Annotated in this window: 17 protein-coding genes; 6 read left to right on the top strand and 11 right to left on the bottom strand. The window is 31.7% G+C overall.

All coding sequences use genetic code 11. The features are described 5' to 3' along the window. Positions 1-7: 7 nt before the first annotated feature. The 4 genes from resA to ACJTHF_RS13205 all read right to left on the bottom strand — a co-directional run bounded on the left by resA (position 8) and on the right by ACJTHF_RS13205 (position 2,677). Positions 8-544, bottom strand: a complete 537-nt coding sequence (gene resA, locus ACJTHF_RS13220) for a thiol-disulfide oxidoreductase ResA (protein ID WP_058592335.1) — start codon at positions 542-544, stop codon at positions 8-10. A gap of 114 nt (positions 545-658) precedes the next feature. Then, positions 659-1,396: a pseudouridine synthase gene (locus tag ACJTHF_RS13215; protein WP_048539762.1), complete on the bottom strand. Its 738-nt coding sequence runs from the start codon at positions 1,394-1,396 to the stop codon at positions 659-661. Beyond that, positions 1,396-1,956: an SMC-Scp complex subunit ScpB gene (scpB, locus tag ACJTHF_RS13210; protein ID WP_078355816.1), complete on the bottom strand. Its 561-nt coding sequence runs from the start codon at positions 1,954-1,956 to the stop codon at positions 1,396-1,398. Before scpB ends, ACJTHF_RS13215 begins: the two co-directional genes overlap by 1 nt. After that, positions 1,943-2,677: a segregation and condensation protein A gene (locus tag ACJTHF_RS13205; RefSeq protein WP_058592333.1), complete on the bottom strand. Its 735-nt coding sequence runs from the start codon at positions 2,675-2,677 to the stop codon at positions 1,943-1,945. The genes scpB and ACJTHF_RS13205 overlap by 14 nt, the downstream gene beginning before the upstream one ends. A 97-nt stretch (positions 2,678-2,774) precedes the next feature. On the opposite strand from ACJTHF_RS13205, the gene ACJTHF_RS13200 reads away from it, so the two are divergent. Continuing rightward, positions 2,775-3,278, top strand: coding sequence for a DUF309 domain-containing protein (locus ACJTHF_RS13200; protein ID WP_232157136.1), 504 nt, complete (start codon positions 2,775-2,777; stop codon positions 3,276-3,278). 86 nt (positions 3,279-3,364) lie between these two features. Here the strand turns inward: ACJTHF_RS13200 and xerD are convergent, their stop codons facing one another. The 3 genes from xerD to ACJTHF_RS13185 all read right to left on the bottom strand — a co-directional run bounded on the left by xerD (position 3,365) and on the right by ACJTHF_RS13185 (position 5,454). Next, entirely contained in the window at positions 3,365-4,279 is a 915-nt protein-coding gene (gene xerD, locus ACJTHF_RS13195; protein ID WP_106417470.1) for a site-specific tyrosine recombinase XerD, read from the bottom strand. A gap of 91 nt (positions 4,280-4,370) precedes the next feature. Beyond that, the gene (locus ACJTHF_RS13190) at positions 4,371-4,811 is read right to left on the bottom strand and encodes a Fur family transcriptional regulator (protein WP_025907044.1); all 441 of its coding nucleotides are present in this window, start codon (positions 4,809-4,811) and stop codon (positions 4,371-4,373) included. A gap of 100 nt (positions 4,812-4,911) precedes the next feature. Next, on the bottom strand, positions 4,912-5,454 hold the full coding sequence (locus ACJTHF_RS13185) for an NUDIX hydrolase (RefSeq protein WP_232157135.1): 543 nt from the start codon (positions 5,452-5,454) through the stop codon (positions 4,912-4,914). A 77-nt stretch (positions 5,455-5,531) separates the two neighbouring features. On the opposite strand from ACJTHF_RS13185, the gene ACJTHF_RS13180 reads away from it, so the two are divergent. Then, on the top strand, positions 5,532-6,443 hold the full coding sequence (locus tag ACJTHF_RS13180; protein WP_078355819.1) for an aldo/keto reductase: 912 nt from the start codon (positions 5,532-5,534) through the stop codon (positions 6,441-6,443). A 38-nt stretch (positions 6,444-6,481) separates the two neighbouring features. Here the strand turns inward: ACJTHF_RS13180 and ACJTHF_RS13175 are convergent, their stop codons facing one another. Beyond that, positions 6,482-7,240 (bottom strand): SDR family NAD(P)-dependent oxidoreductase, encoded by a 759-nt coding sequence (locus ACJTHF_RS13175; RefSeq protein ID WP_078355820.1) that lies wholly within the window; start codon positions 7,238-7,240, stop codon positions 6,482-6,484. Positions 7,241-7,379: 139 nt separating this feature from the next. On the opposite strand from ACJTHF_RS13175, the gene proC reads away from it, so the two are divergent. Next, the gene (gene proC, locus ACJTHF_RS13170; protein ID WP_048539754.1) at positions 7,380-8,195 is read left to right on the top strand and encodes a pyrroline-5-carboxylate reductase; all 816 of its coding nucleotides are present in this window, start codon (positions 7,380-7,382) and stop codon (positions 8,193-8,195) included. A gap of 58 nt (positions 8,196-8,253) precedes the next feature. Here the strand turns inward: proC and rnz are convergent, their stop codons facing one another. Next, positions 8,254-9,171: a ribonuclease Z gene (rnz, locus tag ACJTHF_RS13165; protein WP_048539753.1), complete on the bottom strand. Its 918-nt coding sequence runs from the start codon at positions 9,169-9,171 to the stop codon at positions 8,254-8,256. Positions 9,172-9,366: 195 nt separating this feature from the next. On the opposite strand from rnz, the gene zwf reads away from it, so the two are divergent. After that, complete coding sequence (zwf, locus tag ACJTHF_RS13160; protein ID WP_058592327.1) at positions 9,367-10,851, top strand: glucose-6-phosphate dehydrogenase; 1,485 nt, start codon at positions 9,367-9,369, stop codon at positions 10,849-10,851. A gap of 28 nt (positions 10,852-10,879) precedes the next feature. Continuing rightward, a complete protein-coding gene (locus ACJTHF_RS13155; protein ID WP_058592326.1) occupies positions 10,880-11,740 on the top strand; it encodes an effector binding domain-containing protein in 861 nt (286 codons plus the stop codon). Positions 11,741-11,790: 50 nt separating this feature from the next. On the opposite strand, the gene gndA is transcribed toward ACJTHF_RS13155, so the two are convergent. Together gndA and ACJTHF_RS13145 are read right to left on the bottom strand one after the other, a co-directional pair. Then, the gene (gndA, locus tag ACJTHF_RS13150) at positions 11,791-13,194 is read right to left on the bottom strand and encodes an NADP-dependent phosphogluconate dehydrogenase (RefSeq protein WP_078355821.1); all 1,404 of its coding nucleotides are present in this window, start codon (positions 13,192-13,194) and stop codon (positions 11,791-11,793) included. A 110-nt stretch (positions 13,195-13,304) separates the two neighbouring features. Further along, positions 13,305-14,420 carry a M20/M25/M40 family metallo-hydrolase gene (locus ACJTHF_RS13145; RefSeq protein WP_058592324.1) on the bottom strand — a complete coding sequence of 372 codons (1,116 nt, stop codon included), beginning with the start codon at positions 14,418-14,420 and terminating at the stop codon, positions 13,305-13,307. A gap of 95 nt (positions 14,421-14,515) precedes the next feature. On the opposite strand from ACJTHF_RS13145, the gene prli42 reads away from it, so the two are divergent. Further along, positions 14,516-14,617 carry a stressosome-associated protein Prli42 gene (prli42, locus tag ACJTHF_RS13140; RefSeq protein ID WP_151452370.1) on the top strand — a complete coding sequence of 34 codons (102 nt, stop codon included), beginning with the start codon at positions 14,516-14,518 and terminating at the stop codon, positions 14,615-14,617. Positions 14,618-14,847: the final 230 nt, after the last annotated feature.

Here is a 14,847-nt window from a genome sequence, read left to right as displayed (position 1 = left end):
TCCCCCTCTATTTCACTTTGACCTTTTCCATTTCTTCTATGATTTGCTTTTTAGAAAGTTCACCAGTATGCTTTGTTTTTATTTTACCATCTTTATCAACCGTTATCGTAGTTGGTAATGGATTGATACCATATGCATCTGTTACTAAATTATCGTTATCCATCGCAACTGTGAATGTTGGTGTTTCTTTTAACGAACTTAAATATTGTTTGATTTGTTGAGGATTATTTCTGACATGTATCGCAACGACTTCAACACCTTTGTCTTTGTAGTTTTGATATTGTCTTTCCAACTCAGGCATTTCACGTTTACAAGGTTCACACCAAGTCCCCCAAAAGTTAATTAAAACACCTTTCCCACGTAAATCTTTTAAATTAACCTTTTTCCCATCAACTGTTTGGAGTTCAAAAAGTGGCGCATCGTCTCCAACTTGCGCTACTTTATCCTTATCTTTCGTAAGACTGGACCAAACTGTAAATATAATTGCAATTAAGATTACTGCTGTTATAACAATTTGGAGTACAGTCTTCTGTTTTTTCTTCATTTAAAATCCTCCCTAACACAATAAAAAAACCATACATATGCAATGTTATGGTGTTTTGTTTAGTATATCATGACTAAAAAGCAGTTTAGTGGCATTATTGTGAACGTTTACAGATTATTTACCTTCTTGTGCCAAATGTCTTAAAACTTTGATTTCATGAGGTGATAATGTTCTGCCCTGACCAGCATTTAAGCCTTTTAAATTAAGTGGACCATATTCTACTCTCGTAAGTTTAATAACCTCATGTCCAAAATGACTAAACATTCTTCTAACCTGTCTATTTCTACCTTCAGTAATCGTAATTTCTACATGCGTTACATTACGCTCTCTGTCTTGACTTTTTACTTTTACAATTGCAGGTTGTGTCAATCCATCTTCTAGCTGTATACCTTTTTCCAATTGTTTTACTTCTTCTCTAAGTAAATAGCCTTTTAATTTTGCTACATATTTCTTTTGAATTTTATAACGAGGATGGGTCATTAAATTTGTAAACTCACCATCATTCGTTAAAATTAATAAACCAGATGTGTCATAATCTAATCTACCAACTGGGAAAATTCTCGTCTTAATATCTTTAAAATAATCTGTCACCACGGCTCTTCCTTTATCGTCAGATACACTTGTAATCACTTTGGTTGGTTTATGGAATAAAATATATAGCTTATCTGGCATTTCTAATGGAATACCTTCTACTTCGATATAATCAGAATCTTTCACTTTAGTTCCAAGTTCTGTCACTTGTTTATGATTAACATATACAAGTCCTTCTTCTATTAATTTTTCTGCTTTTCTACGTGACGTATATCCACTTTTTGCAATAACTTTTTGTAATCTCTCTAATTCTTCACTCATTATGATTGCTCCTCATTGTTTTGTTTTTCGTTCATGCTACTAAAAAACAAATCCATTTCTTCTTGTTCATTTTCTTCATTTGTTGATTTAGGTAATTCGTCTAAAGAAGTTAGTCCAAATACATTTAAAAAATAATCTGTCGTATACAATAATTGGCTTCTAGATTGATCATTATGTTTCGGTTCAACGACACCTTTAGCAATTAAAGTCTTCACAGATGCATCTGAATTCACACCACGTATCACTTCTATATCGCTTCTTGTAACTGGTTGATTGTATGCAATAATAGATAATGTTTCTAACGCAGCTTGTGATAATTTTGTATTCATATTATCTATCATTAATTTTTCAAGATATTCATGCATAATTGGCTTTGCAGTAAGAATGCATTTATTACCGTAAAAAATGATTTGTAATGTTTCGCGTTCATATTCATTTGCTAAATCTTTTAATTGTGATGGTGTTAATTCTAATAACTCACATAACTGATTGATTTCAATGCCTTCATCACCTAATGAATATAATAATCCTTCTAATAATCCTAATTTACTCACTGACATAATTCACGCCTCGATTTATAGTTATTTCTCCAAATTGATATTGTTGGAATACATCAATTTGTCTTAATTTCATCATTTCCAATATTGCCAAGAACAACGTTACCAATACATTTGTAGATAAATCAGAAGGTAATGTTTCGAAAAATTTATAACTCTTATGTTGGGCAAGTTGTGCTTGTATTGAAGCTGTTGCCATTTCAATCGTATAACTATCTTCATTAACTGTGACATTCTGAGGTTTATTAAATCTTTGTCTACGTTTAGTACGTTGGTATGCAATAATTAAATCCGTCATATCTAAATCTAAAGGTGCACGTTTGTCATGAACGGCTTCAAATTTGGATAAATCTGCTGGCTTTTTGATGAATATTTGTTCTCTGTCTTGTTTTTTATGATTTAATAATTTAGCATATTCTTTATAATTTTGGTATTCGATTAATTGTCTAACTAAATCGTCCCTTGGATCATCTTCAAATTCATCAATATCTGATGGTTGTGTAGGTAGTAATAATTTGCTTTTGATCATCAATAACTCTGATGCCATAACTAAATATTCACTCGCTACATTTATTTCTAATATTTTCATTTGATGTATATAACTTAAGTATTGCTCGGTTAGTTCCTTCATTGGAATATCATAAATATCTATTTCGTATTTTTGTATTAAATGAAGTAATAAATCCAAAGGTCCTTCAAAGGCATCAAGTTTTACTTCATACATTTAAAACTTCCTCATTTCTATTCCTTTTACGTGCATAAATCTAAAAATTATTATACCATGATTACGTATAAATATTCTATGCTGAGAGGGATTTTAAATGGAAACACAAATAATGTCATTTCACTATCATTTCCATGTCTTAAGACATTATTTTGAATGTCACGATATATTAGAAGATCATTGGAAAGATCAAACTCAATTTAGTAAACATGATGCAATTGTAAGTTTAATATTGTTCTCTACAGCATGTTACCACTATAGACGTGATAATACGAAAGGTGCGCTAAAAACTTATAAAAAAGCATTACAAATTGCAGAATTAAATGATGACTTTAGCCATTTAGGTATTGAAAAAGCATCATTTCAATCTTTAATTCATTCTCAAATCATGCGCATTGAGCAAGGTCATCCTTATGAAAATATTCAACTCCCTTTAACAGATGCAAGTTATCGTGCTTTAGAAAGTTCTTTTGATGATTTTGAATTTAACTATAATACAGATGTATCAGAGTATATTAAACACCATCATCTACTAAGAGATCGTACTGAAGTGATAGAAAGTCGTATTTCAGCATATAAGCAACGTCACGCTAGACAATAAATAACCAATAAATGAGACCCCATGCGACAGCAAATGTTAATAAAATTGCTAATGTGACATATTTTTTTGATTCATGTTGTTGTTGTTTATTGTTCTTCATTGTTCTTCTCCTTCTTGGCTCTAGGGTGATACGTTAAATACATCTCGCGTATTTGTTTTTTAGAGATGTGTGTGTAAAGTTGTGTTGTAGAAATGTCGGAATGTCCGAGCATTTCTTGCACTGCCCTCAAGTCCGCACCATTTTCAAGCAAATGCGTCGCAAAAGAATGCCTTAAAGTATGAGGTGTTAAAGTCTTCGTTATCCCTTTTTCTAAGCCGATTTTTTTTAGTATTTTCCAAAATCCTTGTCGCGTTAAAGCTGTACCACGTGCATTTAAGAATAATATATCTGTAACATGTTTCTTCAATAAATTTGGTCTAACTTCTTGGATGTAGTTTCTTAAAATGCCTATTAAATGTTCACCAAGCGGTACGATTCGTTCTTTATTTCCTTTACCAAAGACTCTAATAAATCCCATCGTTAAATTGACGTCTTCTACATTTAATTGAATCAATTCACTTACACGAACGCCCGTGCCATATAAGAGTTCAAGCATCGTACGGTCTCGTTCATCTCTAGGATTTGTAATATGTGTAAATGTTAATAGTTGATTCACTTCATCTTCACTCAATACATCTGGAAGTTTTTGTTCGTATTTAGGTGTTTCAATCAATATTGTTGGGTCTTTAACGGCATATTTTTCTCTAATCGCAAATTGATGAAAGCTTCTAATCGTCGCTGCCAATCTCGCAATTGTTTTAGCTGACTTACCTTCTTGTTTAAGATGTGCAAAATATTTTTGTATCACTATACGATCAATGTTGTCTATATGGCTAATTTTATGTTCTGTTATGTATTGGTTATATTGTTTTAAATCTCTTTGATACGATTGGATTGTATTTTGACTCAAGCCTTTTTCTAATCTTATAAAATCTATAAACTCATTTATGATTTGTTCCATGAATTCACCTCATTGTTGTCATTATTTTACCATAAAAAAAGACATCACTAAAATCAGTATAAAACTTCATTTAGTAACGTCCATTATAGATTTATTCTTCGTGACATCTATGACAAATACCATGAAAAGTTAATCGATGGTCTAAAATTTTAAAGTTAAATTCTTTTTCAACTCGACGTTCTACGTCTTCTAATAAATCTTCTTCGATTTCATCAACTGCACCACATTCCATACATACCATATGGTGGTGGAAATGTTTTGCCCCTTCTTTTCTTAAATCGAATCTAGCAACACCATCGCCAAAGTTAATTTTGTCGACTACTTTTAATTCTGCTAAAAGTTCTAATGTACGATACACTGTTGCGAGACCAATCTCAGGTGCCTTATCTTTAACTTTTAGGTAAACATCCTCTGCACTTAAGTGATCGGCTTCATTCTCAAGTAATACTCTAACTGTCGCTTCTCTTTGCGGAGTTAGTTTGTAGGAAGCTTTGTGTAATTGTTCTTTCACACGTTGTATGCGTTCTTCCAACTTGACACCTTCTTTCTAAAAAATAATCATTATCAATTAGTAATGTATTCGTATACTAAAATACCAATAATCTTCTCAAAAAGCAAGAAAAAATATCTTTTTATTTAGAATGATTATAATTTAATAATAAGTATTGGAAGGCAATCATTGTTTTGGCATCTTCAATTTTATGTTCTGATAATAATGACTGTATTTGATTGATTGAAATTTTAGTTAAATTTAAGAATTCATCTTCATCTAAATTTACTTTTCCTTCTTTTAAATCTTTAGCGATATAAATACTTACTTTTTCATTACAGAACCCTGGGCATCCATAAACTTCACCAATAAGTTCGAGTTTGTCTGCGACGTATCCTGTTTCTTCTTCTAATTCTCTAAGTGCAGCTAACTCACGTTCCTCACCTATTTCTAATTTGCCAGCCGGAATTTCGATTAATGTCTTTTCCATTGCCTTTCTATATTGTTCCACCACTAATACTTCGTTTTCTGGTGTTATAGCTAATACAGATACTGCACCATTATGTAATACGACTTCGCGTTCACTCGTTTGACCATCTGGAAGTGATACTTGATGTTTTTCTAGCTTAATAATACGACCATCATATATCGTTTCTTTCGAAATCGTTTCTTCAGTTAGTTTCATTATAAGTGTGCCTCTTTTCATTAAAATAATTTATCTGGTAAACTTAATAAATAAAGTGTAGCGAAAGGAGCTTCAATATGCAAAAAAATATATTGAAAAGTGGCATTGAAATTTCAGAAGTCGGATTAGGTTGTATGAGTTTAGGAACAGATATTAACCATGCAGAAACAATTGTTGATGAAGCAATCAAACAAGGTATAACATATTTTGATACTGCTGATTTATATGATTACGGTGAGAATGAAAAAATCGTAGGTCAACTTTTGAAAAAATATCAAAATCAACATGATATCGTCATTGGATCAAAAGTAGGTAATCATTTTGATAAAGATAAACAAGAACACTTTTGGGATCCTTCTAAAGAACACATTATGAAAAGCATTAAAGAATCGTTACAAAGATTGGATCTTGAACAATTAGATTTATATATGTTACATGGCGGTACTATTGAAGATGATAAAGATGAAACGATAGAAGCATTCGAAAGATTAAAAGAACAAGGTCTCATAAAAGCATATGGCATTTCGTCAATCAGACCCAATGTAATCGATTATTACTTAAAAAACAGTCATATTGAAACGATTATGATGCAGTTTAGTATTTTAGATAATCGTCCTGAATATCTATTAGAAAAAATTAATGATCATTGTGTCAAAATATTAGCAAGAGGTCCTGTTTCTAAAGGTTTATTAACACATAAATCAAACGAAGTGTTAGATCGTAAATTTAAAGACGGATTGTTAGAATACAATTATAACGATTTGTCCGATACCATTTCTCAACTAAATAAAGAATATGATGACTTATCTAGTGTTACATTCAATTATTTGAAATCATTTGATGCACTTGGCTCTATTATTACGGGTGCAAGTTCACCAGAGCAATTGGCAGAAAGTATTCAAAGTTATAATGGAACATTATCAGAAGCTCAAATTAAGCACGCCCGTTCAATCGTTAAAAATATTGAATACACAAATCACTTACAATAAAAGAAAAGAGTCTGGGAGAGTATAAATTTTCCAGACTCTTATTCTATCTTTTTACTTAAAAAACTTTGTTTAAATAATTTTTCAAATGTACGAGGTGCTAATTGATAAAATCTCAATCCTAAATCCATCCATTTCGGTTCGTTTATTTCTATTTTTCTTTTAATCATACTTTTAACAATTTGTTCGCTCAAATCTTCAACATTAAGTTGTATTTGAGATGTGAGCTTTTCAAAGTGACCTGAAGGATCTGCTTTAGCATGAAATTGTGATTTGAAAGGTCCCGGATTTACTGTGAGTACATGTAAATCTTCGCGTTCAAGTCTGAATGCATTTGTAAAACTACTCAAAGCTGCTTTTGACGCTGAATAATGGCTACCATATGGCGTTGTCACTTTAGAAGAAATCGATGATATATTAACGATTGATGCCCCTCTTTTTAAATAAGGTAATATACGGTTCAAAAGAATAATTAAATTGACGAGATTTGTATGATAAATGTCTTTAATTTCATTACTTGTATGCGCCTCGTTAGATTTAAAGTAACCTAACCCAGCGTTATTAATAATCCCGTCATACATGTTGTTATGTGAAAGACTATATTGTTCGACTTGCGCCGTGTCATTCATATCTAATATAAAGACTTCTTTAATATTTTTATATTTAGTAATTAAATGATTGGCCTTATCCTCATTTCTTACAATTATGGAAACATAAGCACCATGATTATTCATTGATTGTATCAAGCTCTCCCCTAGTGAACCTGTGGCACCAGTTAATAAATAATGTTTACCGATCATTTAACTCACCCTTTATTCATTGTTATGTATAATGTATCATAACACTTCAAAAAAACTAAATACGATACAAGCAATTTTGACATAAGATTATATTTCTTTATAATTAAAATGAATTCATATGGAAGTGAGTGATTTTATTATGAAAATTGTGTTTTATGGATCTGGTAATATGGCAAACGCGATATTCACTGGAATTGTTAACAGTAAGTCGATTGAACCTGAAAATATTTATTTAACAAATAAGTCGAATCAAGAAGCATTGGAAAATTATCATGAAACTTTAGGCGTAAGCTATAGTTATGATGATGAAGAATTGTTAAAAGATGCAGATTATGTATTCTTAAGTACAAAACCTTATGATTTCTTAAAGTTAGCTGAACGGATTAGACCTTTTATAACGAGTGATAATAAATTCATTTCAATTATGGCTGGTTTACCGATTAGTTATATTAGAGATAATTTACAAGTTGATAATCCAATTGCTAGAATTATGCCAAATACGAATGCGCACGTTGGTCATTCAGTAACGGGTATCAGCTTCTCTACAAACTTCGATCCTAATTCTAAGCAAGAAGTATTGATGCTTATTGAAGCTTTCGGTACAGCATTAGAAGTTAAAGAAGACCACTTACATCAAGTGACAGCTATCACAGGTAGCGGACCAGCATTCTTATACCATGTATTTGAACAATATGTAAATGCAGGTACTAAATTAGGTATTGAGCAATCTCAAGTTGAAGAATCCATTAAAGAACTGATTATTGGTACTGGTAAAATGATTGAACGTTCTGATTTAAAAATGGATCAATTAAGAAAAAATATTACGTCTAAAGGCGGTACAACGCAAGCAGGATTAAATGCGTTAAGCAACCATGATATAGAAGCTATTTTCTTAGATTGTTTAAACGCAGCTGTTAAGAGAAGTATCGAACTAGCAGAAGCGGATGAAGATTAATTGAATATTCTTTTAAAAAACATCTCATCTTATATATATTTTAAGATGAGATGTTTTTCTATATTTGGAATTGATCATAATCTTTTACAAATTTAAAGTCATGATTAACTGCTGACTGTAATGATGATTCAACTGATTGAATATCTTCTAATTCATATCGATTAGATAAATGTGTGAATAGACCTTTTTTTACATGAACATCAGACATTAATTGAAAGACATCTTCAATATGGCTATGATAATATGAATTTGCTAAATTTTTATCGCCTTCGATATATGTTGTTTCATGAACAATAACGTCTGCATCTTGTGCAAGGATATGTTCATTTTGGCATGGCATCGTATCACCAAAGATTGTAATCACTTTACCCTTTTTCTTAGGACCTTTGAAATCTTTAGACTGATAAGTTTGATTTTCATATTCAAAAGTTTCATTTGCTTTCACTTCTTGATATTTGGGACCAGGCTCTATGCCGATAGCTTTAAGTTTTTCAACATCTAGCTTTCCTTCAATATCAGGTGCTGTGATTCGATAACCGACAGATAATATACCATGTTTTAAAGGTAAAGCTTTAATATGAAAGCCATCGATATTAAGTTCTGTTTCAGTGTTGAATTCATTTACAGTTATCGGATAATTTAAATTTGATTGAGAAATTTCTAATGCCGTTTGTATAAATTTGGCTATACCTTTAGGACCGATTATTGTTAAAGGTTTATCTTTACCACCTTGGAAGGAACGACTTGTTAATAATCCAGGTAATCCAAATATATGATCACCATGTAAGTGCGTAATAAATATATGACTTATTTTGCCAAGTTTAATGCCAGTATGTAATATTCTATGTTGCGTTGCTTCACCAACATCAAACAACCATAGTTGATTTACGTGAGGTAGGCAATTAAAGGCAATTGATTGTGTATTTCTTTCTTTAGTCGGTAATCCGGCACTTGTGCCTAAAAATGTGAGTTCCATCGTCTTCCTCCTTACGTTATTATTATAACATGTATCGTACAATGATTTATAAAAATACATAAAAATGATGTTGATTATACAACTTACTGAATAAATTGAAAATTTAAAAGTTCAAATTGAAGAATATCAATCACTAACATGTTATAATAATTAATATTGTAAATTGTGAAAAAGTTAGAGAATCGAGGTAAATAAATGACAACCGAAACTAGAAATATTCCATGCTTAATTACAATATTTGGGGCTACAGGTGATTTAAGTCACCGTAAATTATTCCCATCTATTTTTCATTTATATCAACAAAATCAATTAGACGAACATATCGCAATAATCGGTGTTGGTCGAAGGGATTGGACTAATGAAAAGTTCAGAAGTGAAATTAAAGCTTCAGTAGAGAAACATGTACAGAATACAGAAAAGTTAGATGAATTTATGGAACATGTGTTTTACCAATCGCACGATGTTAGTGACCCTTCTAGTTATGAAGAATTATTAGCTTTTTCAAATGAGTTAAACGAACAATATCAATTAGAAGGTAATCGATTATTTTATTTAGCAATGGCACCTCAATTCTTTGGTACTGTTACAGATTTCTTAAAGTCTTCAGGTTTAACAGATACTGACGGTTTCAAACGCTTAATTATTGAAAAACCTTTCGGCACAGATTTAGCATCTGCCGAAGAATTAAATGAACAAATTAGACGTTCATTTAAAGAAGAAGAAATTTACAGAATCGACCATTATTTAGGTAAAGATATGGTACAGAACATCGAAGTGTTAAGATTTGCCAATGCGATGTTCGAACCATTATGGAATAATAAATATATTTCTAATATTCAAGTAACATCATCTGAAATATTAGGTGTAGAAGATCGTGGCGGATACTATGAAAATAGTGGCGCATTAAAAGATATGTTCCAAAACCATATGTTACAAATGGTTGCATTATTAGCAATGGAACCACCTATTAGTTTAAACAGTGAAGATGTTAGAAATGAAAAAGTAAAAGTATTGCGTTCAATTAGAGCTTTAGATGAGTCAGAAGTCAAACAGAACTTTGTTAGAGGGCAATATGATAAAGGCAAAATTGAAGGTGAAGAAGTTAAAAGCTATAGAGAAGAAGATAAAGTAGCAGATGACTCTAATACCCCTACTTTCGTCGCAGGTAAATTAATGATAGATAATTTCAGATGGGCTGGCGTACCATTCTTTATTAGAACTGGTAAAAGAATGAAGAAAAAAGGTATTCAAGTAGTTGTTGAATTCAAAGAAGTACCAATGAATTTATATTACCAACGTGATTCAGAATTAGAATCTAATTTACTTGTTATAAATATTCAACCTAATGAAGGACTTTCACTACACTTAAATGCTAAAAAACAAGTTCAAGGTATAGAAACAGAACCTGTACAATTATCATACGCAATGAGTGCACAAGATAAAATGAACACAGTTGATGCATATGAGAACTTAATCTTCGATTGCCTTAAAGGTGATTCAACAAACTTTACACATTGGGAAGAATTAAAAGCGACATGGAAATATGTAGATGTGATACAAAATGTGTGGGACAATGATAAAGCACCGTTCCCTAATTATAGAGCTGGCACTAATGGACCGATTAAGAGTCAATTATTATTGTCAATTGATGGATTTAAATGGTGGGACGATATTAACTAATCTTTCTGCCAACAGGAGTGACTGAACATTGGAAGTAATTAAAGATTTACAAAGAGCAATTGTGTACATTGAAGATCATCTATTAAGCGATATCGATTTACAAACTTTGAGTGATCACGTTGAAAAGTCCCCTTTTCACTTAAATCAATCTTTTACGATGGTTATTGGTATGACGCCTATTGAATATCAACTTGCTAGAAGAATGACTGAAGCGGCATTTGATATTTTAAGTGGTCATACACGTATTTTAGATATTGCCTTAAAGTATGGATACAGAGATGCACATGCATTCGCTCATGATTTTAATGCATATCATGGCATAAGTCCGCTACAAACGAAGACACATCAATCTATGCTTAAAATTAAAAAAAGAGTCTCTATTAAATTAACTTCTACAGAAACAGAACCGTTAAATTATTCGTTACAATACAAAGATGATTTAAAGTTAGTTGGTAAAAATCATCATTATCATTCAAATGAACTAGATAATCATTTTTTAATACCTGACTTATTAGAAATGTTATTAGAGAATAATTACATAGAAGACTTTATTAAATATAATGATGTTAAACCTAACCAACTATTTGTTGTTCGAAGACCACTTGTAGATGGACTTGAAGTTTTTGTAGGCGTACCTAGCGAAAGATATCCAGGTCATTTAGATAATTATTATTTACCTGGACATCATTTCGCGACGTTTAATTTACAAGGTGAATTAGATTTTGTAGTGAGTGAAGCTTGGCACCATATTGAAAATCAATGGCAACTTAAAATGCCTTATTTACATGATGATTTTTATGTTGAGGTTTATCCTCTTGATGTTAATTTTGATCAAGAAACTTCTAAAGTCCAACTTTGGATACCTATTGATCATAAAAGTATGAATTAAAAAGCACCCCGCTATCTTATTTAGATAACGGGGTGTTTCGTTATATCAAATTATTTAGTCCATTCAGTATGGAAAATACCTTCTTTATCTTTACGTTCATAAGTATGCGCACCAAAGTAATCACGTTGTGCTTGAATTAAGTTGGCAGGTAAATCTTCTGAACGGTAACTATCAAAGTAATTGATTGCTGAAGAGAAACCAGGTGTTGCAATTCCTGCTTTGATTGCAGTTGCTGATACTTCTCTTAATGAACCTTGATATTTTGCAACGATATCGTTGAAATAAGGATCTAATAATAAATTTGTTAATGATGAATCATTATCGTAAGCGTCTTTGATTTTTTGTAAGAATTGTGCACGGATGATACAACCCTCTCTCCAAATCATAGCTAACTCACCTAATTTTAAGTTCCAGTTATTTGTTTCACTAGCAGTTTTCATTTGAGCAAATCCTTGTGCATAACTACATATTTTACTCATATAAAGAGCTTGTCTGATTTGCTCTAAGAACGCTTCTTTATCACCAGTAAACTCAGTTAATTCTGGACTAAACGCTGTGCTTGCTTTAACTCTTTCATCTTTAAATGAAGAAATAAATCTAGCAAATACGGATTCAGTAATAATTGTTAAAGGAATACCTAATTCTAAAGCATTAATTGAAGTCCATTTACCAGTACCTTTTTGTCCAGCTTTATCCATAATTTTTTCAACTAATGGTGTACCATCTTCGTCTAATTTATTAAAGATTTCGCCAGTGATTTCAATTAAGTAACTTTCTAATTCGCCAGCATTCCATGATTTGAACGTTTCAGCAATATCTTTATGATCCATGTGTAATACACGTTTCATTAAGTCATAACTTTCAGCGATTAATTGCATATCTGCGTATTCAATACCGTTATGCACCATTTTCACATAGTGGCCAGCACCGTCTGGACCAACATATGTTACGCATGGAGAACCATCGCTTGCTTTTGCAGAAATGCTTTCTAAAATTGGTGCTACCAATTCATAAGCTTCTTTCTGACCACCAGGCATAATTGAAGGACCAGTTAATGCACCTTCTTCCCCACCTGAAACACCTGTTCCAATGAAGTTTATTCCACTTTCATCTAAATATTGGTTTCTACGAATCGTGTCTAAATAGTTAGTATTTCCGCCATCGATAAGGATGTCGCCTTTATCTAATAATGGTAATAAGCTATCGATTGTTTTATCTGTTGCTTCACCAGCTTTTACCATAAGTAAAATTTTTCTTGGTTTTTCTAATGAATCTACAAACTCTTCGATTGAATAGTTTGGATGTATATTTTTACCTTGTGATTCTTCAACCATTTGGTCGACTTTCTCTTTTGAACGGTTATACACTGAAACTGAGTAACCACGTGATTCAATATTCCAAGCTAAGTTTTTACCCATTACAGCTAAACCAACTACACCTATTTGTTGTGTCATGAAATTAACCTCACTTTTTTTCATTTTCTAGTACATTTTAACATAGTTTGAATACGTTTTTCGTCTATAAAGTCTTTAATTTCAAATGAATACGTTTACATACTGAATTTTTATGCAAGTTCAGCAATTGCAACGATTTGTTCTGTAATTTTTTGTAATTCTTCAACTGGCATACGTTCATTTGTTGTATGAATATATTCATATCCAACACCTAAAATAACAGTAGGTATACCAAATCCACTAATAACATTTCCGTCAGATCCACCACCTAGTTTAACAAGGTCTGCTTTACGTCCAATTTTTTCAGAAGATTTAACAGCTAATTGAACAACATCGTCTTCTTCAGTTAAGTTAAAGCTTGGGTACATAATTTGTACATTAACTTCAGCAGAACATCCGAATTCTTCAGCAGTTTTCTCGAATGCTTCTTTCATATGTGTGACTTGTTGGTTCATTTTTTCGTCATCTAAAGATCTAGCTTCTGCTAAAATATATACATGATCACTTACGATATTTGTTGCTGTTCCACCTTCGAATCTACCGATATTAGCAGTCGTTTCTTCATCGATACGTCCTAAGTTCATATGACTAACAGCTTTAGCAGCGATATTAATAGCAGAAACACCTTTTTCAGGTTCTAATCCAGCGTGTGCTGTTTTACCTTTAATAATTGCCTCTATTTTAGCTTGTGTTGGAGCCGCTACAACTGTTGTACCTACTTTACCAGGCGCATCAATAGCAAAACCATATTTCGCTTGAATATCATCTGGATTTAAAGCTTTAGCACCAACTAAACCAGATTCTTCACCTACTGTAATGATAAACTCGATATCACCATGTTGAATATTGTTATCTTTAATAACTTGAATAGCTTCTAAAATGGCAGCTAAACCAGCTTTATCATCAGAACCTAAGATTGTTTCACCTTTAGAATAAATGTAACCATCTTCACGTAATTCAGGTTCAATATTATTACCAGGCGTAACAGTATCCATATGGCTTGTAAAATAAATCGGTGTCTTACTAGAATCCTCACCTTTTAATTTGCAAATTAAATTACCAGCACCATAACCAGTCTCACTTTGAGAGTCATCCTCTTTAACATCTAAACCTAAATCCGTAAACTTTTGCTTTAATAAGTCAGCAATCTTTCTTTCATTTTTAGATTCAGAATCTACCTTTACAAGTTCTATAAAAGTATTCAATAATCTTTCTTCATTAATCATGATTGTCCCTCTTTTCATTTATTTAAATATCTCATAATCTAGTGTATAATAGTTGATAAATATATACAAAACTAATGTTTAAAGAGAGGGTTATCATGCAAAATAAGAATATACGTAAAATCATAATCATCGTAATGTTAGTAGCAATCGTAGCTGCACTTGTATTATCAGGTATCTTACCATTCCTATTAAATTAATAATATAATTTAAAAGCGCTAGCTCATGATGAGTAGCGCTTTTTGTTTTGGGGTAGACAATTCTAGAAAATGAGGTATTTCATGGCTTAAGTCTACCATTAAGCCAAGAGATTGGTCATTTCATGGCTTAAGTCTTTCATTAAGCCAAGAGATTGAGGATTCCATGGCTTAAGTCTTTCATTAAGCCAAGAGTTTGGGTATATCGTGGCTTAAGTCCTTCATTAAGCCAT

Origin of the sequence: Mammaliicoccus sp. RAM2, from assembly GCF_045897195.1 — a bacterium.
GTDB classification, from domain to species: Bacteria; Bacillota; Bacilli; order Staphylococcales; family Staphylococcaceae; genus Mammaliicoccus; species Mammaliicoccus sciuri.
Note: the sequence above shows the minus strand (reverse complement) of the source record. Positions and strands in the feature narration are given on the sequence as shown.

What these genes read in the sequence shown, in the direction of transcription:
- scpB (WP_078355816.1), bottom strand. Translation starts at nt 1,956, where the DNA reads ATGTCAGTGAGTAAATTAGGATTATTAGAAGGATTATTATATTCATTA.
- ACJTHF_RS13180 (WP_078355819.1), top strand. Translation starts at nt 5,532, where the DNA reads ATGCAAAAAAATATATTGAAAAGTGGCATTGAAATTTCAGAAGTCGGA.
- ACJTHF_RS13200 (WP_232157136.1), top strand. Translation starts at nt 2,775, where the DNA reads ATGGAAACACAAATAATGTCATTTCACTATCATTTCCATGTCTTAAGA.
- ACJTHF_RS13185 (WP_232157135.1), bottom strand. Translation starts at nt 5,454, where the DNA reads ATGAAACTAACTGAAGAAACGATTTCGAAAGAAACGATATATGATGGT.
- ACJTHF_RS13175 (WP_078355820.1), bottom strand. Translation starts at nt 7,240, where the DNA reads ATGATCGGTAAACATTATTTATTAACTGGTGCCACAGGTTCACTAGGG.
- zwf (WP_058592327.1), top strand. Translation starts at nt 9,367, where the DNA reads ATGACAACCGAAACTAGAAATATTCCATGCTTAATTACAATATTTGGG.
- ACJTHF_RS13145 (WP_058592324.1), bottom strand. Translation starts at nt 14,420, where the DNA reads ATGATTAATGAAGAAAGATTATTGAATACTTTTATAGAACTTGTAAAG.
- gndA (WP_078355821.1), bottom strand. Translation starts at nt 13,194, where the DNA reads ATGACACAACAAATAGGTGTAGTTGGTTTAGCTGTAATGGGTAAAAAC.
- ACJTHF_RS13215 (WP_048539762.1), bottom strand. Translation starts at nt 1,396, where the DNA reads ATGAGTGAAGAATTAGAGAGATTACAAAAAGTTATTGCAAAAAGTGGA.
- prli42 (WP_151452370.1), top strand. Translation starts at nt 14,516, where the DNA reads ATGCAAAATAAGAATATACGTAAAATCATAATCATCGTAATGTTAGTA.
- xerD (WP_106417470.1), bottom strand. Translation starts at nt 4,279, where the DNA reads ATGGAACAAATCATAAATGAGTTTATAGATTTTATAAGATTAGAAAAA.
- ACJTHF_RS13205 (WP_058592333.1), bottom strand. Translation starts at nt 2,677, where the DNA reads ATGTATGAAGTAAAACTTGATGCCTTTGAAGGACCTTTGGATTTATTA.
- proC (WP_048539754.1), top strand. Translation starts at nt 7,380, where the DNA reads ATGAAAATTGTGTTTTATGGATCTGGTAATATGGCAAACGCGATATTC.
- rnz (WP_048539753.1), bottom strand. Translation starts at nt 9,171, where the DNA reads ATGGAACTCACATTTTTAGGCACAAGTGCCGGATTACCGACTAAAGAA.
- resA (WP_058592335.1), bottom strand. Translation starts at nt 544, where the DNA reads ATGAAGAAAAAACAGAAGACTGTACTCCAAATTGTTATAACAGCAGTA.